The organism is Streptomyces sp. NPDC002870 (assembly GCF_042888505.1).
Classification (GTDB): Bacteria; Actinomycetota; Actinomycetes; order Streptomycetales; family Streptomycetaceae; genus Streptomyces.
Genome location: NZ_JBIAPW010000014.1, coordinates 43,571 through 65,503 on the forward strand (window position 1 = coordinate 43,571; position 21,933 = coordinate 65,503).

General features: G+C 70.5%; 21 protein-coding genes. 6 read left to right on the plus strand and 15 right to left on the minus strand.

Annotated elements, in window-relative coordinates:
- Positions 1-260: 260 nt before the first annotated feature.
- The 8 genes from ACFYWY_RS19115 to ACFYWY_RS19150 all read right to left on the minus strand — a co-directional run bounded on the left by ACFYWY_RS19115 (position 261) and on the right by ACFYWY_RS19150 (position 8,087).
- Positions 261-1,364, minus strand: coding sequence for an aspartate-semialdehyde dehydrogenase (locus tag ACFYWY_RS19115; protein ID WP_389187602.1), 1,104 nt, complete (start codon positions 1,362-1,364; stop codon positions 261-263).
- A complete protein-coding gene (locus ACFYWY_RS19120) occupies positions 1,361-2,632 on the minus strand; it encodes an aspartate kinase (RefSeq protein WP_389187604.1) in 1,272 nt (423 codons plus the stop codon). The genes ACFYWY_RS19115 and ACFYWY_RS19120 overlap by 4 nt, the downstream gene beginning before the upstream one ends.
- Before the next feature lie 323 nt (positions 2,633-2,955).
- On the minus strand, positions 2,956-5,166 hold the full coding sequence (locus ACFYWY_RS19125; protein ID WP_389187607.1) for an ABC transporter permease: 2,211 nt from the start codon (positions 5,164-5,166) through the stop codon (positions 2,956-2,958).
- The gene (locus tag ACFYWY_RS19130) at positions 5,163-5,828 is read right to left on the minus strand and encodes an ABC transporter ATP-binding protein (protein WP_389187610.1); all 666 of its coding nucleotides are present in this window, start codon (positions 5,826-5,828) and stop codon (positions 5,163-5,165) included. The genes ACFYWY_RS19125 and ACFYWY_RS19130 overlap by 4 nt, the downstream gene beginning before the upstream one ends.
- Before the next feature lie 112 nt (positions 5,829-5,940).
- Positions 5,941-6,288 carry a hypothetical protein gene (locus tag ACFYWY_RS19135; RefSeq protein WP_389187613.1) on the minus strand — a complete coding sequence of 116 codons (348 nt, stop codon included), beginning with the start codon at positions 6,286-6,288 and terminating at the stop codon, positions 5,941-5,943.
- 157 nt (positions 6,289-6,445) lie between these two features.
- Entirely contained in the window at positions 6,446-7,105 is a 660-nt protein-coding gene (locus tag ACFYWY_RS19140) for a DUF5063 domain-containing protein (protein WP_389187616.1), read from the minus strand.
- On the minus strand, positions 7,098-7,697 hold the full coding sequence (recR, locus tag ACFYWY_RS19145; protein ID WP_389187619.1) for a recombination mediator RecR: 600 nt from the start codon (positions 7,695-7,697) through the stop codon (positions 7,098-7,100). The genes ACFYWY_RS19140 and recR overlap by 8 nt, the downstream gene beginning before the upstream one ends.
- A 54-nt stretch (positions 7,698-7,751) precedes the next feature.
- On the minus strand, positions 7,752-8,087 hold the full coding sequence (locus ACFYWY_RS19150) for a YbaB/EbfC family nucleoid-associated protein (protein ID WP_389188022.1): 336 nt from the start codon (positions 8,085-8,087) through the stop codon (positions 7,752-7,754).
- Positions 8,088-8,360: 273 nt separating this feature from the next.
- Here ACFYWY_RS19150 and ACFYWY_RS19155 point away from each other — a divergent pair, with 273 nt between their 5' ends.
- Complete coding sequence (locus ACFYWY_RS19155) at positions 8,361-9,113, plus strand: SLATT domain-containing protein (RefSeq protein ID WP_389187623.1); 753 nt, start codon at positions 8,361-8,363, stop codon at positions 9,111-9,113.
- A gap of 129 nt (positions 9,114-9,242) precedes the next feature.
- Here the strand turns inward: ACFYWY_RS19155 and ACFYWY_RS19160 are convergent, their stop codons facing one another.
- From ACFYWY_RS19160 to ACFYWY_RS19175, 4 genes are all read right to left on the minus strand, one after another.
- Positions 9,243-10,247 (minus strand): class I SAM-dependent methyltransferase, encoded by a 1,005-nt coding sequence (locus ACFYWY_RS19160; protein ID WP_389187626.1) that lies wholly within the window; start codon positions 10,245-10,247, stop codon positions 9,243-9,245.
- A 128-nt stretch (positions 10,248-10,375) separates the two neighbouring features.
- Complete coding sequence (locus tag ACFYWY_RS19165; protein ID WP_215097229.1) at positions 10,376-11,026, minus strand: hypothetical protein; 651 nt, start codon at positions 11,024-11,026, stop codon at positions 10,376-10,378.
- 90 nt (positions 11,027-11,116) lie between these two features.
- Complete coding sequence (locus ACFYWY_RS19170) at positions 11,117-13,543, minus strand: dolichyl-phosphate beta-glucosyltransferase (protein ID WP_389187629.1); 2,427 nt, start codon at positions 13,541-13,543, stop codon at positions 11,117-11,119.
- The gene (locus tag ACFYWY_RS19175) at positions 13,540-14,229 is read right to left on the minus strand and encodes a GntR family transcriptional regulator (RefSeq protein ID WP_389187632.1); all 690 of its coding nucleotides are present in this window, start codon (positions 14,227-14,229) and stop codon (positions 13,540-13,542) included. Before ACFYWY_RS19175 ends, ACFYWY_RS19170 begins: the two co-directional genes overlap by 4 nt.
- Before the next feature lie 155 nt (positions 14,230-14,384).
- Here ACFYWY_RS19175 and ACFYWY_RS19180 point away from each other — a divergent pair, with 155 nt between their 5' ends.
- Complete coding sequence (locus tag ACFYWY_RS19180) at positions 14,385-14,831, plus strand: hypothetical protein (protein WP_389187634.1); 447 nt, start codon at positions 14,385-14,387, stop codon at positions 14,829-14,831.
- Here ACFYWY_RS19180 and ACFYWY_RS19185 read toward each other — a convergent pair.
- On the minus strand, positions 14,811-15,878 hold the full coding sequence (locus ACFYWY_RS19185; protein ID WP_389187637.1) for a GlxA family transcriptional regulator: 1,068 nt from the start codon (positions 15,876-15,878) through the stop codon (positions 14,811-14,813). The genes ACFYWY_RS19180 and ACFYWY_RS19185 overlap by 21 nt on opposite strands.
- Before the next feature lie 104 nt (positions 15,879-15,982).
- Between ACFYWY_RS19185 and ACFYWY_RS19190 the strand changes: the two genes are divergently transcribed.
- Positions 15,983-16,918: an NADP-dependent oxidoreductase gene (locus ACFYWY_RS19190; protein ID WP_389187640.1), complete on the plus strand. Its 936-nt coding sequence runs from the start codon at positions 15,983-15,985 to the stop codon at positions 16,916-16,918.
- Positions 16,919-16,992: 74 nt separating this feature from the next.
- Here ACFYWY_RS19190 and ACFYWY_RS19195 read toward each other — a convergent pair whose 3' ends face one another.
- A complete protein-coding gene (locus tag ACFYWY_RS19195) occupies positions 16,993-18,348 on the minus strand; it encodes an aspartate aminotransferase family protein (protein WP_389187643.1) in 1,356 nt (451 codons plus the stop codon).
- 200 nt (positions 18,349-18,548) lie between these two features.
- On the opposite strand from ACFYWY_RS19195, the gene ACFYWY_RS19200 reads away from it, so the two are divergent.
- Positions 18,549-19,145, plus strand: coding sequence for a type 1 glutamine amidotransferase family protein (locus ACFYWY_RS19200; protein WP_389187646.1), 597 nt, complete (start codon positions 18,549-18,551; stop codon positions 19,143-19,145).
- Positions 19,146-19,189: 44 nt separating this feature from the next.
- Positions 19,190-19,663, plus strand: a complete 474-nt coding sequence (locus ACFYWY_RS19205) for a MarR family winged helix-turn-helix transcriptional regulator (protein WP_389188025.1) — start codon at positions 19,190-19,192, stop codon at positions 19,661-19,663.
- Here the strand turns inward: ACFYWY_RS19205 and ACFYWY_RS19210 are convergent.
- A complete protein-coding gene (locus ACFYWY_RS19210) occupies positions 19,623-20,117 on the minus strand; it encodes a VOC family protein (protein ID WP_389187649.1) in 495 nt (164 codons plus the stop codon). The two genes, ACFYWY_RS19205 and ACFYWY_RS19210, sit on opposite strands and share 41 nt — an antisense overlap.
- 145 nt (positions 20,118-20,262) lie before the next feature.
- Between ACFYWY_RS19210 and ACFYWY_RS19215 the strand changes: the two genes are divergently transcribed.
- Positions 20,263-21,933 carry a serine/threonine-protein kinase gene (locus ACFYWY_RS19215; protein WP_389187651.1) on the plus strand — a complete coding sequence of 557 codons (1,671 nt, stop codon included), beginning with the start codon at positions 20,263-20,265 and terminating at the stop codon, positions 21,931-21,933.

The following is a 21,933-nucleotide window of genomic DNA, read 5'->3' on the forward strand; positions in this document are numbered from 1 at the left end:
CTCTGCCACGCCTGTTGGACACGCTTCCCCCCGTCAGGGTTGTACGCGTACGCCACCGTTTTTGACGGTGATCCATATACCCTCATGCGTACCCGCTCTTCCCCAATGCCCCATTTTCGCGGCACCGCGATGGGGCGACCGCAAAGACGCTTCCCGCCCAACTACCGGTTGCAGTAAGGGGGAAGCGAATCTTCGAACATCCTTGCACCCCAGTTCAAGCGGTACGGACCTTCGACTTGCTCACAGGGCGTTCACAGATCCTACAAAGCCCTCCGGTTCCCCGGTCGCAGAATAGCCTCGGCGCCCGACCCCGGCCCGATTTCGGCCGCGACCGCCTCCGCGATCTGGGCGGAGTTCAGCGCCGCCCCCTTGCGGAGATTGTCGCCGCATACGAACAGGTCCAGCGCACAGGGGTCGTCCGGCGACCGCCGCACCCGCCCCACCCACGTCGGATCCGTCCCCACCACGTCCGCGGGCGTGGGAAAGTCGCCCGCCGCCGGGTTGTCGTAGAGCACCACCCCGGGCGAGGTCGCCAGGATCTCGTGCGCCCGCTCCACCGTGACCTCGCCCTCGAAGCGCGCGTGCACCGCGAGGGAGTGTGTGGTGATCACCGGTACGCGTACGAACGTCGCCGCCACCCGCAGCCCCGGCAGACCCAGGATCTTGCGCGTCTCTGCCCGCAGCCCCAGCTCCTCCGAAGACCAGCCGCCGTCCTCCAACACGCCGGACCAGGGCACCACATTGAGTGCCAGCGGCGCGTGGAAGGGCCCGAGATCGTCACCCACGGCACGGCGTACGTCTCCGGGCCCGGCGCCAAGTTCCGTACCGGCGACCAGCGACAGCTGCGCCCGCAGCGCGGCGACGGCGTCCCGCCCGGCGCCGCTGACGGCCTGGTAGGAGGAGACGACCAGTTCGCGCAGTCCGAACTCGGCGTGCAGCGCCCCCACCGCCGGAATCATCGCCAGCGTCGTGCAGTGCGGACTCGCCACGATCCCGCGCGGACGGGCCCGTACGGCATGGGGATTGGCCTCGGGGACGACCAGCGGCACATCCGGGTCCATCCGGAAAGCGGCCGAATTGTCCACGACGACCGCGCCCTTGGCCGCGGCGATCGGAGCCCACTTCGCGGACACCTCGTCCGGTACGAGGAAGATCGCGACGTCGACGCCCGTCAGGGCCTCTTCGCTCAGCGCCACGACCTCGCTCTCCTCGCCGCGCACGGCCAGCTTGCGGCCGGCCGAGCGCGGCGAGGCGAGGAGTCGTATGTCGCCCCAGATGTCCGCGTGCTGCGAAAGGATCTGGAGCATCACCGCTCCGACGGCTCCGGTCGCTCCGACGACCGCGAGCGCCGGCTTACGGATCATCGCCCGGTGCCCCCGTAGACGACCGCCTCGTCGGAGTCGCTGTCCAGGCCGAAGGCGGTGTGCACGGCGCGGACCGCCTCGTTGACGTCGTCGGCGCGGGTGACCACCGAGATGCGGATCTCCGAGGTGGAGATCAGCTCGATGTTCACGCCCGCGTCGGAGAGCGCCTCGAAGAAGGAAGCGGTGACGCCGGGGTTGGTCTTCATGCCCGCGCCGACGAGCGAGATCTTGCCGATCTGGTCGTCATAGCGCAGCGACTCGAAGCCGATCGCGGTCTTCGCCTTCTCCAGGGCGTCGATGGCCTTGCGGCCGTCGGTCTTGGGGAGGGTGAAGGAGATGTCGGTCAGGGCGGTGGTGGCCGCCGAGACGTTCTGCACGACCATGTCGATGTTGATCTCGGCGTCCGCGATCGTGCGGAAGATGGCCGCGGCCTCGCCCGGCTTGTCCGGCACCCCGACGACCGTGACCTTCGCCTCGGAGACGTCGTGGGCGACTCCGGAGATGATCGCGTGCTCCATCTGCTGGTCCCCTTGCGGCTCGTTGCTGACCCAGGTGCCGCGCAGCCCGGAGAAGGACGAGCGGACGTGGATCGGAATGTTGTATCGGCGTGCGTACTCGACGCAGCGGTGCAGCAGCACCTTGGAGCCGGAGGCGGCGAGCTCCAGCATGTCCTCGAAGGCGATCCAGTCGATCTTCTTCGCCTTCTTCACGACCCGGGGGTCGGCGGTGAAGACGCCGTCGACGTCGGTGTAGATCTCACAGACCTCCGCGTCCAGCGCGGCGGCAAGGGCGACCGCGGTGGTGTCGGAGCCGCCGCGGCCGAGGGTGGTGATGTCCTTCTTGTCCTGGGACACACCCTGGAAGCCTGCGACGATGGCGATGTTGCCCTCGTCGAGCGCCGTACGGATCCGGCCCGGCGTCACATCAATGATGCGCGCTTTGTTGTGGACCGAGTCGGTGATGACGCCTGCCTGGCTGCCGGTGAACGACTGGGCCTCGTGGCCCAGGTTTTTGATCGCCATCGCCAGCAGGGCCATGGAGATCCGCTCTCCCGCGGTCAGCAGCATGTCGAATTCGCGTCCGGCAGGGATCGGGGATACCTGCTCGGCGAGATCGATCAGCTCGTCCGTCGTGTCGCCCATCGCGGATACCACGACGACCACCTGGTGGCCGTTCTTCTTGGCATCGACGATTCTCTTGGCGACGCGCTTGATGCCTTCGGCATCGGCAACGGAGGAGCCTCCGTACTTCTGCACGACAAGGCCCACGTGCGCTCCTCGCTCGGTTCTTTCGGCAGTAGTCATTACTGCGGTCGGCTCAGTCTAACGAGCGGCCGCACTCCGGCCCGGTGCTATCACATCGTGAGATGTCCCGCTCACTCTGTGATCACCGGGTGAGGGGCACGGCCGCTCGGTGGACATGCCTGCCCCGGTGGATGCGGGGTACGCCGAGTGTGGGGCGGGTCACAGGGCCCGAGCGGGTGTCCGTCGGCGGTGACCGCTCGGTCCGGCCATCCGTCGGCGGTGACGGCTCGGTCCGGCTCTCCGCCGGCCGTGACCGCACAGTCCGGCCACCCGCCGGCCGTGACCGCTCAGTCCGCCTTCGGGCGCCACGACGCACTCTGCCGGACAGCCGCCAGCGAACCCCAGACCCACACCACCAGCGCCAGCACTCCGGCTCCCGCCGTGGCCGCGTACAGGATGGACCAGGACAGCTCGAAACTGAGGCTGTCGGCGGCGCTGGTCAACGGAGTGGCCAGCCAGACATGTGTGCCCAGGCCGACCACGCCGGCCAGTGCCAGCGGCAGCAGCAGCGTGAAGGCCGCCACACTGAAGAAGATCGTTCGGCGTCCGGTGAGGACGCTGAGCGCGGACATACGGCGGGCGAAGCGCAGGAACTCGGCGAGGTTTCCGACGGCGATCGACGCCGCGATCACCAATACGCCCGCCGCTCCGAAGAACAGCACCCACCTGCTCTGCAGGGCAAGGAGGTTGGCCCCGCTCAGCCAGCTGCTGCCGATCGCCCCGACGGCCGGTGAGGTACCGAGGTGGGCATTGGCGATCGTTTTGACGCCAGGTACGGAGAGCTGCTTCCCGCCCGCTCCGACCAGCAGCAGTGTCCGGCCGGACGGGTCCTTCGGCAGCCCTTCGTCGATGCGCGCCGTGAGGCCGTTTCCGGCGCCCATCGGGGTGTGCCAGTAGCCGAGCTCACTCACCCGCGGGTCCAGGTGCGCGGGAGAGAGCGCCGCGCTCTTGGGCGAGCAGGGGAGCCCCAGTTCGGTCAGGCCCCGGCACGAGCCCACGATCTCGGCGGTGCCCTTGCTGTGGTCGACCGCCAGCCACAGTGCGTTCGCGTCGGCGGGAAGCGCGCGGAGGAACGCCTCGGTCCTGGCCCGGTCCTCGGGCGTTTCCACGACCACGACGCTGCTGCCGATACGGGCCTGCGTGGCGCGGGCCTCTGCGGCCGGTCCGCTGTTGCGGCTCTGCCACAGCTGGACCTGGCCGATCAGGACGAAGGCGATGATGACGCCGGAGGTCAGCCGGGCCGTGGTGCCGGGCCAGGCCGCTGTCCAGCGGCCCGCGACCAGGGCGCCCGAGCGGCCGTACCTATGTCCGGCGGCGGCGATCCCCCGCCCGGCGGCCGCGCACAGCAGGGCCAGGAGTGAGGGGATCGTGGCGACGGTTCCGAGGACGCCGACGGCGTAGACGAGCAGTCGGAGACCACCTCCGGGCGCGAGTTCGGGGCCGCGGACCGCGAGCAGCAGCATGAGCGGGCAGAGGTAGGGCCACCAGCGGGGCAGCCGTGAGGAGGAAAGCCTCGGACGCGTCGACCTGCCGCGCTTCTGCTGGGCGGGATGCATCAGCACGACTACGAGGAGTACGAGCAGGAACGCCGGGACCGCCGAGCCGACGACGGCCCAGGACCAGCGGCGGACATCGGCCGCGGACAGCTCGTACGCCACACCGGGCAGGGTGATGTCGCTCAGCAGCGCGGGAACGGTCAGCAGCGCACCCAGCAACGCGCCGCAGGCGGCGGGCAGCAGAGCCTCACCGACGTTCAGCGCGCTGCGCACCCGCCATCCCCCGCCGAGCACACCCAGCAGGGCGGTCCGCTGGTCGCGGGCGTCCGAGCCGGCGCGGGCCGCTGCGACCGCCAGCGCGCCCACCGGCAGGATCAGCATGAAGAGCATCAGGACCAGCAGCATGTAAGGCGGCTTGACCGCCAGCATGTCGCCCAGCGCCGCCGGACTCGCGGCCCCGTAGCCGGAGATCGGGTTCATCGCCGCACGGTCCAGCACAGCGGCCGACGGTCGTACGTACGCCAGTCGCTCCCCCGGCGTCGCCAGCCCGGACTCGTCGATGGACCCGACGGCCTTGCCGTAACGGCCGGCTATGCCCTCACGGGCGCCCGCTTCGAGGAGGGCGTCGGACAGCACGGCCTCACCGGGCGCGGGCCAGCGGGAGAGACCGGGCGGCAGGGGCGCGTCGTCCGTCAGCGGCTCGATGTGGACGACGGAGAACTGACGGTTCTCGACATCGTCGAACTTGTCCGACCAAAGGGCGCGCGCATCGGGGCCCTTGGCCGATTCGGTGAACTGCGGGGAACGGGCCGCGGCGCGGGCGTCGCGGCCGTCGTAGGTGGCGAGTACCGCCGCCACCGCCGACAGTGCGAGCGTCATCGCCAGCGCTGCGCAGCCGAGCGCCACATTGCGGACCCGGCTTGCGGTCCCCGAGCGTCCGGCGGCCCATCCGATGCGGATCAACTGCCACCACAGCGAGTGGCCTTCGGAGCGCGCGCTCACAGCAGCTTCCCGTCCGACAGCGCGAGGGTGCGGTCCGCCCGTCCGGCCACCTCCGCGTCATGGGTGACCACGAGCAGCGCGCAGTCCCACCGACTCGGCACGCTGAAGAGCAGATCGGCCACGCTGTCGCGGTTCGCCGCGTCCAGCGCGCCGGTGGGCTCGTCCGCGAGAAGCAGTCTGGGTTTGTTCACCAACGCCCTGGCTACAGCCGTACGCTGACGTTCACCGCCGGACAGGGTCGCGGTGGCCGCGTTCGACTCGGGCACTCCCAGCTCGCGGAGCAGACCGGCGGCCTCCTCATAGGCGGTACGCCGACCGGCTCCGGAGAGCAGCGCGGCGAGCGCCACATTCTCCACCGGCGTCAACTCCGGGAGCAGTTCGCCGAATTGGAACACCACGCCGATGTGCGAGCGCCGGTGCTCGGCGAGCTGCCGCCTGCTCAGCGCGGAGAGCTCCGCCCCCGCGACCCTGACGCTGCCGGCATCGGGCTTCAACAGCCCCAGCGCGCAGGAGATGAGCGTGCTCTTCCCGCTTCCGCTGGGTCCCATGACGGACACCGACTCCCCTGCGTTCAGGCGCAGTTCGAGACCGGACATGAGAGTACGGCCGCCGATCGAGTAGTCCAGGGCTGTCATCTCGAGCGCGGTGGGGTGATCAGTCATGTTCGTCCTCGCCATGGTTACTCACTGGGAAAGGGGTGTGGGACCACCGCCGCGGACAGTGGTCCCACACCTAAGACGTGCTACGCGCTGAGAACGCTAAGAACGCTGAGAACTACGAGCGCCACGAGTCGCAGCTGTCCGACTCCCAGTCGAGGGAGAGGCAGGCCTGGATCTTCTTGACCGCCGAACCGGTCGGGCTGTACGCCTTCGTGCCGTTGCCGCTCTTGTTGTGCAGCGTCTTCATGTCGCTCGAGCTGGACGAACGGAAGTAGTTCACGTAGACGGAGTCTCCGTCCGCCTTGGTGTCCTGGACCGCGACCTGAGTGTTCGAGCCGTGGCTCCACGCGTGGGCGCCGGTGGCGTACGAGTCGAGGTCCTTCGCCATGGCCGGCGAGCTGCCGAGCACTGCGGCGGCGCCGATGAGAATCGCGGCGGTCCTGATGGCAATCTTGCGCTGCATGCGCAAATCCCTTCCCCTGTTTGAACCCCGGTGCCGAATACGGCACAGGGCATGGGTAAGGGTGGCGCCCCCCTCGCCCGAACGGAGAGAGAGTGGTCACGCACTCCCCGTTGCTGTTGATCTTAGACTCAAGATCGTTTTCGGGCAAGTGTTCTCGTCAGGTGACCGTACGCAGGCCCAGCGGGCCCGCGATCTCCTCCGACATGACCTTTCCGGCCTCCTCCGCCAGCGCGTCCTCGGCCAGATCCTCGTCCGTGTCCAGGCCGTCCAGCTCCTCCAGCGGCTGGTCCAGGCGGACATGGGAGACCAGCGACTGCAGGGCGCGCAGCGTCGCGGAGGCGGTCGGGCCCCAGTTGGAGAAGTACGAGAACTGCCACCACCACAGCGCCTCGCTGGTGCGGCCCGCGCGGTAGTGGGCCAGACCGTGGCGCAGGTCGGTGACGATGTCCGCGAGGTTGTCGGAGATCCGGGAGGCGACCGGGGCCTTGCGCGGCTCGTACGGGTCGAAGACCTCGGAGAAGACGTCGACCGGGTCGAGCAGCACGGCGAAGCGCTCGCGCAGGTCGTCGACGTCCACGTCGGGGCCGGTGTCCGGTTCGTACCGCTCGTCCGGAATGATGTCCTCGTGCGCGCCCAGTCGGCCGCCCGTCAGCAGGAGTTGGGAGACCTCCAGCAGCAGGAAGGGCACCGCGCTGTCCGGCTCGTCGCCCTTCGCGACTTCCGTGGTCGCGACGATGAAGGACTCGATCGAGTCGGCGATCTGGACCGCGAAACTGTCCGGGTCCTGATCGACGGCGTGCAGGTTGGCGTCAGACATCGAGAAGTCGTCTCCCCTCGAAGGCACGCCCCAGCGTGACCTCGTCGGCGTATTCCAAGTCTCCCCCCACGGGCAGACCGCTGGCCAGTCTTGTGACCTTCAGGCCCATCGGCTTGATCATGCGCGCCAGGTACGTGGCGGTGGCTTCGCCCTCGAGATTGGGATCCGTGGCGATGATCAGCTCCGTGATCGTGCCGTCCGCGAGGCGGGCCAGCAGCTCACGGATCCGTAGGTCGTCGGGGCCGACGCCCTCGATGGGGCTGATGGCCCCGCCGAGTACGTGGTAGCGGCCCCGGAACTCCCGGGTCCGCTCGATCGCCACGACATCCTTGGGCTCCTCCACCACGCAGATGACCGACTGGTCGCGGCGCGGGTCACGGCAGATGTTGCACAGCTCCTGCTGCGCGACGTTGCCGCACACCGCGCAGAAGCGGACCTTGTCCTTCACCTCGAGGAGGGCGTGAGCGAGGCGGCGGACGTCGGTCGGCTCGGCCTGAAGGATGTGGAAGGCGATCCGCTGCGCGCTCTTGGGACCGACGCCGGGCAGCCTGCCCAATTCGTCGATGAGGTCCTGGACCACGCCTTCGTACAACGGAATGCCTTCCTGTTCTCTGCTGATACGTACGGTAGTTGGTACGCCTCGACCCTAGAAGGGCAGGCCCGGCATGCCGCCCAGGCCCTGCGCGAGCGGGCCGAGCTTCTGCTGCTGCAACTGCTGTGCGTTCTCGTTCGCGGCCTGGACGGCGGCGACGACGAGGTCGGCGAGGGTCTCGGTGTCCTCGGGGTCGACGGCCTTGGGGTCGATGACGAGGGCCCGCAGATCGCCGGAGCCGGTGACGACGGCCTTCACCAGGCCGCCGCCGGCCTGGCCCTCGACCTCGGTCTGCGCAAGTTCTTCCTGGGCACGCGCGAGATCCTGCTGCATCTTCTGGGCCTGCTGGAGGAGCTCCTGCATATTGGGCTGGCCACCACCGGGAATCACGGTCACTCCTGGCATTTCGACGACGAATGTTCGGTAAGCCGAGCCTACGTGCTTGCCGGGCACCATGCCCCACCCTGCGGGGACCAACTCTTTCGAGTGAGTGGGCCGGGAAACCTCTACCTGATCAAGACCCTCATGTGGGCGGAAATACCGGGATTTCCGGCGCGCAGCCCACCATTCGGCGGTAGGAAGAACGTTGCGCACCAGGACGCACGCGCGCACCGTACGTCACGCAGTGTCACGTCAGTCGTCACGTCGTAGAGGAGTGCACCGGTGAGCCAGCCGGAGAGGCAGCCCGGGGGGCCGGCCCGGGAGGAACGTGGCGAAGCGCCGCGCGGTGACCTGGCCGGGAGGCCGTTTCCGCTCGGCGACTGGGGTGAGCCGGCGGAGCGCCTCTACGAGCTGTACAGGTGGGTCGAACAGGACGCGCTGCGTACGGCGCGCTGGTATCTCGCGGACCGCGTGTGGAAACGGCGTACGGCACGGGTTCTGCGGCTCGGCACGGCCCTGGGGGTGATCGCCGGGGCGGCGCTCCCACTGCTCGACCTGGCGGGCGTGCTGGAGGGGGCAATGGGGTGGGGGTATCTGTCGCTACTGCTGGGGGCGGCGTGCCTGGCCTGCGATCGGTACTTCGGGCTCACATCGGGCTGGATAAGGGACGTCGCGACGGCGCAGGCGGTGCAGCGCAGACTGCTGGCGCTGCAGTTCGACTGGGCGTCGGAGAGCGTACGGGAGGTGCTGGGCCCGACGGAGGGCACGGCGAGCGAGGCGGCGGAGCGGTGTCTGGGGGTACTGCGGCGGTTCTCGGAGGACGTCGCGGAGCTGGTGCGATCGGAGACGTCGGACTGGATCGGGGAGTTCCGGTCGGGTCAGGCACCGCTGGTGACGCAGCCGACGAGGATGGGGATCGGCGGCGCGGGGGGCGCGGGGCGGGCGGACGGGACGGCTGGGCCGGGGCGGATGCCGTTGCCGCCGGGGACGCGGCCGAACATGCCGAGGCAGCGGCCACCGGAGGCGCCGCGCTGAGGGTGGCCGGGGTGATTGCTCCCGCGCCCCGGACGCCCTTCTGGGGGGAATGTCCTCAATCGCCGGACGGGCTGAAACTCAGCCCGTCCGGCGCGAGCCGTGGGGTCCGGGGCGGAGCCCCGGGGCTGGTCAGGCGCTTCGGCGGGACCTGAGCGCTCGGGTCACGATCGGCGGGAGCAGGTCCTTCGCCAGGCGGCGGGCGCGGGAAGGCCGCGGGCGAGCCGCCGCAGCGGGCGCCGGGGCGGGGGCCGGGGCGGGCCGCACGGTCGCCGACGCTGTCCCCACGCGCGGCTCCGCCTCCGGCTCCGACTCGTGGCGGGACTTCGGGTGCGCCGGAGACTCCGCCTTGTTGCCCTTGATGCGGATCAGCGGGAGGCCAGCCACCTCCTCCACCCCGTGCCACATGTCCGTACGCGTCTCCAGCCAGGTCAGCAGCGCCTCGCGCACCGGCTCCGGGTCGCCCCACGTGCCGTACAGCTTCGTGCCCGTGATCACGATCGGCTTCAGGCCCGTCGTGGCCACCGCGCCCCACACCGCCGCCGAGACGCCCGGGCAGTGCTCCGCGCGGAAGTCGTCGAAGGACACGATGCCCTCCGGCTGCAGCAGTGCCTTCGCCGCCTCGATGTCGCCGTGCACATGCTCGTACAGATGCGACGCGTCGACATGTACGAAGCGGCAGCTCCCCGCGCGGACCCGGGAGGTGATCACGGAGGTGGGGGCCTGCACCAGCGTGGGCAGCTCGTCGTGGAACGACAGATAGTTCGCCTCGAACGCGCGCCGCGTCAGCGTCGAGTACGACCGGTCCATCTCCGCGCTGTTGGGGTCGTCCGGCGCCTCGGAGTCCCACAGGTCGCAGACCGTGAACTCCTCACCGTCCCGCAGATACTGCCCCGTGAAGATCGCGCTCTTGCCCAGGTACGCGCCGAGCTCCAGCAGGTCCCCCCGGCCGTCCGGGTCCGTGTCCCGCTGATAACTCAGGAACCAATCGAAGAGCAGCTGGTCAGCGGGCCAGAACCAGCCCTTCACGTCCGCGAAACGCGCCGGCCTGGGAAGCGCTTCGTCCGCGGTCTCGTCCGCGCTTTCCCCCGCGATCGTCGCCGCGGGGGACTGTGCCGAGGTACTCGTCTGTGACATGCACCGGTCCTACCGGACCGAGGTGTCACGCAGTTTAAGACCGCGCGTTCAGCAGATGTGAGCCGGATGTGCGTCGGATGTGCCTCGAATGTGCGGTGGCTTTGCGGTGGCTTTGCGGCGCCCGTGCGTCAGCTGAAAATGATCATTGAGCCCTGGCCGAGGCTTCGCGTCGCGGCCGCATGCAGTCCCAGCCACACATGCCGTTCCCGCGCGAACGGACTCTCGTCGTACGGAATCGGCCCCGCCGGCTCCTCCAGCGAAGTCGGCCGGTCAGGCGGCTGCGGCGCCTCCGGTGGGTTCGCCGGGTCGATGCCGATGGACGGCGCGACGTACTCCAGCTCCCGCAGCAGCCCCTGCGTGGAGCCCAACGGACCGCCGCCCGCCAGAAGTTCGTCGTTGAACAGCGGCGAGGTGAAGTCCACCGGGACATACGCCCCGGCGTGGTCGTAGTGCCACACGAGATGCGACTGCTGCGCCGTCGACTCGAACATCTCCAGCAACTGCTCGTAGTCGCCGCCCAGTTCGTCCACCGGCGTCACCGCGAGCCCGCACAACTGCAGCAGATACGCGCGCCGCAGGAAGTGCAGCGCGTCGTAGTCGAAGCCCGCGACCGGGGCCACATCGCCCGACAGGCCCGGCATATAGGCGAAGACGGGAACGGTCGGCAGACCCGCGTCGGTGAGGGCCTTGTCGTAGGACGCGATCTCTTCGGCGAAGGGGTTGTCGGGGCTGTGGCACAGCACATCGACGAGGGGGACCAACCACAGGTCACAGGCCAAGGGAAGGCTCGCTCTCCAAGGGGTACGAACGCTTTCGTGCGATGGTCGGGACAGCGTAGTGCCCCAGGTAGTTTCAGCGAAGGGTGCCGGTCAGCCGCGCATGCGCTCCGCCCCCACATCCCATACCCACACGCCGCCCACACGCTTCCCCGGCTGCCCGAGGAGTTTCTCCACGGTCGCATACAGCGCCGCGTCGTTGTACTGCGGCGCCAGCACCACCACGCCCGCTCGCCACGCCGCCAGGTCGCCGTGCGCCTGCGCCTGCCAGTTGGGGCCGATCACCGGGACCCGCCCGCTGCCCCGCACATCGTTGAAGAGGTTGGAGGTGTGCCGGGGCGTCGCGCCGTAGATGCCCATGCGCTCAGGGCCCCACGGCCCGTTGAAGTAGCCTCCGGCGACCGGGAAGCCGAGCCCGGTGGCCGACTGCCAGTACAGGACCTCCGCGTTGCCGGGGGACGGCAGAGGCACCGTGACCACCGATTCGCCCTCGGAGAGATATGCGCTGTACATCCCCTCCGTGACGAACGCCGGGATCTCCGCCCGCTCCCGCACCGGATACGGCGTCGGCAGCACAGGTACCAGCGCCGCGACCACCGCCGCCAGACCCACCGCCCGGATCACCCGCTCCCGGGTGGCCAGCAGCTTGTCGGCCGCCAGCGCGATCAGAATGCCCAGCACCGGCGCGCAGATCATGGCCACCCGCGACTCGATGACCGATTCGAACAGCGGCTGGTGGGCCAGCGCCCGCCACGGGCCGGTGAGCACGATGTCGGTGTACGGGATGCGGAACTTCGGGCCGAGCGACAGCAGCGCCGCCACCGCCCCCGTAAAGGCGAGCGCCTTGACCAGCGCGAGCCGCCACAGCCGCACCACGATCGCCGCCGCCAGCGCGACCAGCGGCCAGCCGTAGAAGGCGTTCTGCTCGGTGCGGTTGAACGCGAGCGGGTCCGCGCCCTCGTCCGATCCCATCAGCGAGCGGCCCGCGAACTCCAGGAAGGCGAGCGGGCTGTTGCCCATGTTGTCGCCGTGCAGCACGCTCGTATAGCTCTGCGGGCCGAAGAACTGCCAGCCCAACGGGAAGGCGACCAGCGGCAGACAGACGCCCGCGGCGACGCCGAGCCCGCGCAGCAGCGGCCGCCAGGCCGTCCGCGCCACATCGCGGCGCGCGAGCGCGTACGAGAACGCGAAGAGCAGCATGCCCATCGACGCGAGCAGCAGCGCCTCCTCGCCGAGGAAGATCTGATACGTCGCGAACAGGCCGAGGAGCACTCCGTCGCGCACGACATTGCGCCCCTCACACAGCCGCAGCGCCCGGTCGACGATCACCGGGATCATGAACAGCACAAGGAAGTTGGGGTGCGCGTTGCCGTGCGAGATCATCGGCGGCGCGAAGGCGGCGAAGGCGCCGCCGAGCGCGGCCGCCCACCGGTTCGCCGTCAGCCGCCGGGCGATCAGCCAGTACCAGGCCGTCGCCGTCGCCGTCAGTCCCAGCGTGAGCACCAGCGCCCAGGTGACGGTCGGGCCGAGCAGCAGAGTGACGGGCGTGAGCGGGACGGAGAGCCCGAGCATGACGGTGTTCGCCATCAGGTTCACGCCGTCGGGATACCCCTGCAAGGTCGTGAACAGGGGGTTTCGCAGATGCGCGACATTGTCGGCGGTGACCGCGAAGAACCACTCCCACTGGTTCTGGTCCGAGCCCGCGTCGGCGAGATAGCCGCGGTCCAGGTCCGCCCACAGCCCCTTGTAGAGCAGTACGGAAGCGAGCAGGAACAGGCCGGTGACGGCGAGGTCGACGGGGCGTACGGCACGCGCCCGCAGCCTGACGAGTTCCAGCAGCACCCTGCCGTAGTCCAGCGGCCGGACCTTGGAGCCCGCCTGGTGCGACCAGCGCACCGGGACCTCCGTGACCGGCCAGCCCGCACGCCGGAAGAACCGCAGTATCTCGACGTCGATCCCCCACCCGTCGAGCCGCGAGTCGGCGAAGGCCGCCCGCGCCTTCTCGCCGTCGAAGAGCTTGAAGCCGCACTGGGTGTCGTGGATGCCGGGCACCGCGACGGCGCGTATGAGGCGGTTGCCCATCCGGCCCAGCCATTCGCGCGAACGCCGCTGGTGCACCTCGATACGGGAGTCGGGGTGCGCGCGCGAGCCGATCGCCGCCGCGCTGTCCTCCGCCGCGAGCTGCTTGTCGAGGAGGTCGAGCTCCTCGATGGGCGTCGCGAGGTCTGCGTCGGTGATCAGGACGCGCCGGCCGTACGAGGCGAGCACGCCCCGCCGCAGGGCGCTGCCCTTGCCGTGGTTGCCGCCGCCGGAGAGGACATGGATGCGCGGCTCCTCGGCCGCGAACTCCTTGGCGATCTCGGCGGTGCCGTCGGTGGAGCCGTCGTCGACGACGATCAGCTCCCATTCGCCCCAGCGCCCCGGTTCCCCGCGCAGATGCGCGCAGATGGCGTCGAGGGTGGGACCCAGCCGGTCTTCCTCGTTGTACGCCGGGACGACGACGCTCAGGTCCACGCTCACCGCTCCAGTCGATCCGCCCAGGCAAGCCCATGATCATGATACGAGTCGATGACCGCGCGCGCCTTTTCTGCGTCGCCGAGCGCGACGGCGTCCACCAGGTCCTCGTGGCCGCGCCACAGCCAGTCCCGCAGCTCGGCGTCGGCGCGCAGATAGGGCACGGCGAACACCCAGGCCTGGACCCGCAGCCGGTGCATGAAGTCGGATATGTAGCGGTTGGCGACAACCTCGCCGATCTCGCGCCAGAAGCGCAGATCGTAGCCGATGAGAATGTCGAGGTCCCCGCAGCGGGCCGCGCGGGCGGCCTCCTCGGCCCGGCGGCGTACGGACACGAGTGCCTTGCCGTGGAGGCCGGGGCCGCGCTTGGAACCGGGCTTGGAGATGTGGCGGAAGACACCGTCCACGATCAGGGAGCGGGCCTGGATCATGCCGCGGTAGTCCTCGACCGAGAACTGGTGCACCTTGAAGCCCCGGTGCTCGTCGGAGTCGAGCAGCCCCTGGGCGGAGAGGTCGACGAGGGCTTCCCGGACGGGCGTCGCGGAAACGCCGTACTGCTCGGCGATCTGCTTGACGGTGAATTCCTGTCCGGGCTGCAGACGCCCGGCCAGAACCTCGTCACGCAGCGCGTCCGCGATCTGTCGCCGCAGGGTGTTGCGGGTGACAGCGGTACTGCTGTCTGTACCGCGCATCGTGGCCTTCTCCTTCGCCGGGGGTCCCGGACACGATAGGCCAGAGGTTACGAACCGGGTGCGGGGCATACGGATTGGACGGCGCGGTCGCGGCCCGGGCCCCGGGCCCGGCGACGGCCGCGGCGACCTCGTCCGCGGGCGCTACTGTGACGGGCATGGCTCATGTCTTCGAGCCGGCCACCGGCGACGGCGAGGACGTACGCGGCCGCGACCGGGTCGCGGAGGTGCGGACCGCGTTCGACGGCCTGCTCCAGATCCGCCGCGTCACCGGCACCGCCCCCGCCGCCTGGGAGCTCAACCAGATGGTGCGCGCGGTCGCGCTGACCCTGGAGGCCGCGGGCATCCCGCCTTCCGCCACGGACGCCTCGGGCGCCCGGACGGCGACGGGCTACCGCGTACGCGCCGCGGACAGCCCGCGCATGGTCTGCGTGGACTGGCTGGGTCCACCGGGCAGCGGTGCGCCCCAGGAGGAGGAGACGAAGCTCACTGAGTGCGCCACCAGGCTGACGGGCCTGGGCTGGGAGGCACTGCTGTACCGCGGCCCCCGCCACCGCCGCTTCCTGGAGGTGGAACCGGCGGCATCAAGCCCGCCCGGCCGCTGAGGACAGAGTCGCGGACGAAGCTGCCGACGAAGCGGACAAAGTTGAGGACGAAAAGTCCGCCGGACGCCCCCGGCCATCCGTGCTGGGCGAAGCCTGCGCTCGGAATGTCTGGCGGTACGCCATCGGCGACACCCCGGTCGTCGCCGCCATGTGCTGCCGCAGCGACGCCGCCGTCCCGAACCCCGCCTCCCCCGCCACCCGGTCCACCGGCCAGTCCGTCGTCTCCAGCAGCCTGCGCGCATGCTCGACGCGCTGCTGCGCCAGCCACTGCCCCGGCGTCATCCCCACCTCGTCCCGGAACCGCCGCGAGAACGTCCGCACGCTCATCCGCGCATGCGCGGCCAACTCCCCGAGCGTGAGCGGCCGTCCGAGCTCCCCGAGCGCCCAGGCGCGGGTCGCCGCCGTGGTCGCCGCCGACGGCTCCGGCACCGGGCGTTCGATGAACTGCGCCTGGCCGCCCTCCCGCCACGGCGGTACGACACACAGCCGCGCCACCCGGTTGGCGACCTCGCTGCCGTGGTCGCGGCGTACGAGATGCAGGCACAGGTCGACCCCGGCGGCGACGCCCGCCGCGGTGAGCACATCGCCGTCGTCGACGAACAGCACGCCCGGATCGACCTTGACCTGCGGAAACACCCGCTGGAAGCGCGCGGCCTCGTTCCAGTGCGTGGTGGCTGGGCGGCCGTCGAGGAACCCGGCGGCGGCGAGGACGTACGAGGCGGTGCAGATCGAGACCGTCCGGGTGCCCGGCCGCAGCCGGGCGAACGCCTCGGCGAGCGGTTCGGGCAGCCAGTCCCGCTGCTCGTCAGGGCCACAGGCGAAGGGCGGGATCACCAGGGTGTCCGCGGTCGCCAGCACGTCGGCCGCGTGGGCGACGGTGACGGAGAAGTCGGCGCTGGTGCGGACCGGGCCGCCGTCGAGGCTGCAGGTGATCACCTCGTAGAGCCGCTCGCCGTCCGCTCCCTCCGCGGTGTCGAAGATCCGGACGGGGATGGTCATTTCGAAGGGATAGACGCCGTCGAGCGCGAGTACAACGACACGATGCATGGCCAGATCCTTGCACACCATGGCCATCTGGCCACTCGAAGGGCGTGGCCGTCTCCCACAGGGTTGTCCGTACACACCGACGGACAACCCAAGGAGCTGGGACTATGCGCGCCATCGGCCAGGACACCCTCGGCGGACCCGAAGTCCTCAGAATCGTCGAGACCGACAGACCCGAGCCCGAGCCCGCCGAGGTTCTCGTCCGGGTGCACGCGGCCGGCGTCAACCCGACCGACTGGTGGCACCGTGCGACGGGCGGCCTGCTGGGCGACGGGCGGCCGGTCCCCCTCGGCTGGGACGTCTCCGGCGTGGTGGAAGAGGTCGGCCTGGGCGTGACGATGTACCGGCCCGGCGACGAGGTCTTCGGCATGCCGCGGCTGCCCCAACCGGCAGGCGCGTACGCGGAGTTCATGACCTCGCCCGCGCGTCATCTGGCCCGCAAGCCCGCCGGGATCTCCCACGTGGAGGCCGCCGCGCTCCCCGTCGCCGCGCTCACCGCCTGGCAGTGCCTGGTGGACACCGCCGACGTACGCCCCGGCCAGCGGGTCCTGGTCCACGCGGCGGCGGGCGGTGTCGGCCATCTCGCCGTCCAGGTGGCCAAGGCCCGCGGCGCGTACGTCATCGGCACGGCGCGCTCGCCCAAGCACGACTTCGTGCGCGGCCTCGGCGCGGACGAGGTCATCGACTACACGCAGACCGACTTCGTCACGGCCGCCCGGGACGTCGACGTCGTGCTCGACACCATCGGCGGCGACTACGGCCCGCGTTCGCTGCGGACGCTGCGCCCGGGCGGCATCGTCGTCTCGCTCGCCTCCCCGGCGGAGGCGCAACTGGCGGCCGTGGCCGAACAGCAGGGCCTGCGCGCCGGGTTCACCATTGTGGAGCCCGACAACGGCGGCCTGAAGGAGATCGCGGCGCTGATCGAGGCGCGGAAGCTACGCGTCCATGTCGACACGGTGCTGCCGCTGGAACAGGCGGGGAAGGCGCACGAGATCGGCGAGGCGGGCCGTACGACCGGCAAGATCGTCCTCACGGTGGCGTAGCTGTTCCCACCCCGCCCTCCCCTACGCCCTGCGGGCGTGGGGGGGGGAGCGTCCAGGGCGGAGCCCCGGGCTGCCTACGCCGTGTGCTCGTCCGCCGCCGACAGCGCCGCGTCCAGCGCCGCCAGGCCCTCCTTCGCCTCCGCCTCGGTGACGTTGCAGGGCGGGACCGCGTGCGTACGGTTCATGTTGACGAAGGGCCACAGGCCGTTCTTCTTGCACGCGGCGGCGAACGCGGCCATCGGCGCGTTTGCCTCGCCCGTCGCGTTGTACGGCACCAGCGGCTCGCGCGTCTCCCGGTCCTTGACCAGGTCCAGCGCCCAGAACACGCCCGTGCCGCGTACCTCGCCCACGCTCGGGTGCCGCTCGGCGAGCTCCCGCAGCCCCGGGCCGAGGACCGTCTCACCGATGTGGGCCGCGTGCTCGACGACCTTCTCCTCAGCCATCACGTTGATCGTGGCGACGGCGGCGGCGCAGGCGAGGGGGTGGCCGGAGTAGGTGAGTCCGCCCGGGTAGGGGCGGGTGTCGAAGGTCGCGGCGATCTTCTGACTGATCGCGACGCCGCCGAGGGGCACGTAACCGGAGTTGACGCCCTTGGCGAAGGTCAGCAGGTCGGGGACGACGCCGAAGTGCTCGGCGGCGAACCACTTGCCGGTGCGCCCGAAGCCCGCCATGACCTCGTCGAGTACGAAGACGATCCCGTAGCGGTCGCAGATCTCGCGTACGCCCGCGAGGTAGCCGGGCGGCGGGGTCATGATCCCGGCGGTCCCGGGAATCGTCTCCAGGATGATCGCGGCGATGGTCGCCGGACCCTCGAAGGCGATCGTGTCCTCCAGGTGCTGGAGCGCGCGGGCGCACTCCTCGGCCTCGGTCGTCGCGTAGAACGGCGAGCGGTAGAGGAACGGCCCCCAGAAGTGCACGACGCCGGAGGTGCCGTTGTCGGAGGCCCAGCGGCGCGGGTCGCCGGTGACGTTGACCGCGGTGGCGGTGCCGCCGTGGTACGAGCGGTAGGTGCTCAGGACCTTCGGACGGCCCGTGTGCAGGCGGGCCATCCGGATGGCGTGCTCGATGGCCTCGGCGCCGCCGTTGGTGAAGAAGATCTTGTCGAGGTCGCCGGGGGTGCGCTCTGCGATGAGGCGTGCGGCCTCGGAACGCGCCTCGACGGCGAACGCGGGCGCGAAGGTGGTGAGCTTGCCGGCCTGCTCCTGGATCGCGGCGACGACCTTGGGGTGCTGGTAGCCGATGTTGGTGTAGACGAGGCCGCTGGTGAAGTCGAGGTAGCGGTTCCCGTCGTAGTCCCAGAAGTACGAGCCCTCGGCACCGGCGACGGCGAGCGGGTCGATCAGGCCCTGGGCGGACCAGGAATGAAACACATGCGCGCGGTCTGCGGCCTTCACGGCAGCGCCGGCCTGGGGGTCGGGATGAGGGGTCATGGGCCTCAGCGTAGAGACACGCCGGTGGGGTGGGACATGGCCACGGTGTATGGCCTGAGCCACGTTCCTGGGCACTGTGTCGCCCTCGCGGCGGCCGAGACCTCCCGAGACCGCCCGGGCGCGGGGACCGGGCGTCCGGAAGATGGTTGACAGCATCCTGTCGAGATGACAGACTACTGTCATCCAACCGGGAGGCCACCATGAACCGCACCGTTCATCTCGCCGTCTACAACACCTACGCCGACTGGGAGACCGGCCACACCACCGCGCACCTCACCCAGAACGGCTTCGCCGTCAAGACCGTCGGCCCCACCACCGAGCCCGTCACCACCATGGGCGGCGTCCGCATCCAGCCCGACCTCGCGCTCACCGACCTCCGCCCCGAGGACAGCGCCCTCCTCATCCTCACCGGCGCGCACCTCTGGGACAGCGGCGACGACCTCGCCCCCTTCGCCGGCAAGGCGCGCGAGTTCCTCGACGCCGGGGTGCCCGTCGCCGCCATCTGCGGGGCCACCGCAGGGCTTGCCCGCGAGGGGCTGCTCGACGAACGCGAGCACACCAGCGCCGTCTCCTTCTACCTCGACGCCACCGGCTACAAGGGCGCAGGGCACTACCGCGACGCGGACGCCGTCACCGACGGCGACCTGATCACCGCCGGCCCCACCGAGCCCGTCGCCTTCGCCCGCGAGGTCTTCGCGCGGCTGGGTGTGTACGAGGGCGAGAAGCTGGACGCCTGGTACCGGCTCTTCCACGACTCGGACCCCACCGCCTTCGAGATCCTCAACTCGGACTCATGAGCGGCGAAGTGAGCCACGAAGTGGGCCGCGCGAGGAGCCGCGAAGTGGGCCGCGAACACCAGGACCTGCTCAGCCGCACAGCCCTCGGCGTCTTCCGGCTGAACGGCCAGTTCCTCGCCGTCTCCGACGAGTTGGCCAGACCGGCCGGGCTGACCGCCGCCTGGTGGCAGGTCCTCGGCGCCGTACTGCGCGAGCCCCAGCCCGTCGCCGGGATCGCCCGCGAGATGGGCATCACCCGCCAGAGCGTCCAGCGCATCGCCGATCTCCTCGTCGAGCGGGGCCTCGCCGCGTACGAACCCAACCCCGCCCACCGCCGCGCCAAGCTGCTGCGCCCCACCGACGAAGGCCGCGCCGCGATCGCGAAGATCGACCCCGGTCACGCGGACCTGGCGGCCCGCCTCGCCGAAGCCCTCGGCGAAGACCGGTTCGCCGAGACGGCAAAAGCCCTGGAGCGGCTGTCCAAGGCCCTCGACAGCATCAGCGGCCAGGAGCCCCCGGAAAGAAGTCCGCGCTCGTGACGTAGTCCATCGCTTTGCTGAACACCGGGTCCCCGAGGCGCCGTTCCATCTCCTCCTCGCTCACATCCTCGATGTGCGTCTGGATCCAGTACAGGTTGCCGAACGGATCCCGCACCCGCCCCACCCGGTCCCCGAAGAACAGATGCGTCACCTCCGTGACCGACTGGCCACCCGCCTCCACCGCCCGCCGGTGGACCGCGTCCGCGTCCTCGACGTACAGCCGCAGGAACGCCGGCGTCGGTGGCCAGTCGGCGCTCGGCGCGTCGAAGAGCATGACGACGGCGTCCCCGATCCGTACCTCCGCATGCCCGATCCGGCCGTCCTCGCCGGTCATCCGCGCCAACTCGACCGCCCCGAAAGCCGCTTTCAGATAGTCGATGACACCGGCCGCGTCCTGCGAAATGATCCACGGCGTGACGCTCGTGTAGCCCTCGGGAACCGGCTTTACCGCCATGACAGTCTCCTCGCGTACGGGGTCGGGCTCGCAGGACCGACGGTAGGCGGTGACTAGGTCAGATTCTGGCCTACAAGGCCCGGCTGATCGCGCACTATCCTCAAGTCCGACCAACACAAGCGGTACCGGGGGAAGGCGCGCGGCGATGGAGCAGCTGGCACCAGGGGATCCACAGCGCATCGGCGAGTACCGTCTGCTGGCCCGGCTCGGCGCGGGCGGCATGGGCCAGGTCTTCCTCGCCCGTTCCGACCGCGGCCGCACGGTCGCCGTCAAGCTCGTACGCCAGGAGCTCGCCGAGCAGGAGGAGTTCCGCAGCCGCTTCCGCCAGGAGGTTCGCGCCGCGCTGCGGGTCGGCGGTGAGTGGACCGCCCCCGTCCTCGACGCCGACACCGAGGCCCCGATCCCCTGGGTCGCCACCGGCTACATCGCCGGTCCCGCCCTGCACACCGTCGTCTCCGGCGACCACGGCCCGCTCCCCGAGCGCTCGGTCCGCCTCCTCGCCTCCGGCCTCGCGCACGCCCTGCGGAACATCCACGGGGCCGACCTCATCCACCGCGACCTCAAGCCGTCCAACATCCTGATCACCATCGACGGCCCCCGCGTCATCGACTTCGGCATCGCACGCGCCCTGGAAACGGTCACCGACGGCGGCCTGACCCGCACCGGCGCGCTCGTCGGCTCCCCCGGCTTCATGGCCCCCGAGCAGGTACGCGGCGACCGCGTGACCGCGGCGTGCGACATCTTCTGCCTCGGCTCGGTCCTCGCGTACGCGGCGACCGGCCGGCTCCCCTTCGGTTCGGCCGACAGCGGCGTGCACGCGTTGATGTTCCGCATCGCGCAGGAGGAGCCGGACCTGGCGGATCTCCCAGAGGGCCTGCTGGATCTCGTACGGGACTGCCTCCACAAGGACCCCGAGGCCCGCCCGACGATCGAGCAGATCCTGGAACGCACGACCTCCGACGCGGACCCCGAACCCTGGCTGCCGAGCGCGCTGATCGCCCAACTCGGCCGCCACGCGGTCCAGTTGCTGGAGGTGGAACAGCCCGCCGCGGCACCGGTGCAGCAGCAACAGCAACAGCCGCCGACGATGACGGCGGTGAGCGCGGAAGCCCCGAAGCCGCCCGTGCGGATGCCCACGCCTCCGCCGCCCCCGCCGCCCCACGCGTACGCCCACAACAGCTATGGCTACGGCCCCCAGCAGCCCGCTCCCCCCACACCCCACGGGACCGGCCCCACCAGCCCCTACTTCCCGGCCGCTCCCGCGCCCCCACGCCGCCGCGGCACCGTCGCTCTCGTCGCAGTCGCCCTGCTCGTCGCGGTCGCGGCAGGCACCTCGGTCTACGCGTTCATGGGCGACGCCGGCAAGAAGAAGGACACCGGCGCCATCGACGATCCCAAGCCGGGACCGACGACCTCGTCACCGGCCAACTCGCCCACACCCGGCCCGAGTACGTCCTCCTCCGCGCCCCCGAGCCAGGACGACGGCGTCCCACAGGAGTACGTCGGCACCTGGCAGGGCTCCTTCGACACCGCCGACGGCACCAACACCCGCGTCATGACGATCACCGAGGGCGCGACGGGCGAGACGGTCATGACCCTGTCGGGCACCGGCCCGAACTACGACTGCCGCTGGTCGGCCACCCTCCGCGCCCCGGGTCCGCCCCTCGAACTCGGCCCGACCCAGGTCACGTTCGGCGACCCGAAGCAGTGCTCACCGGGTCAGTGGAGCCGACTGGACATGCCCGACGACACCACGATCGTCCGCGAGCTGATGGGCTCCGGCGGCGAGCCCATCACGTACACGAAGCAGGGCTGA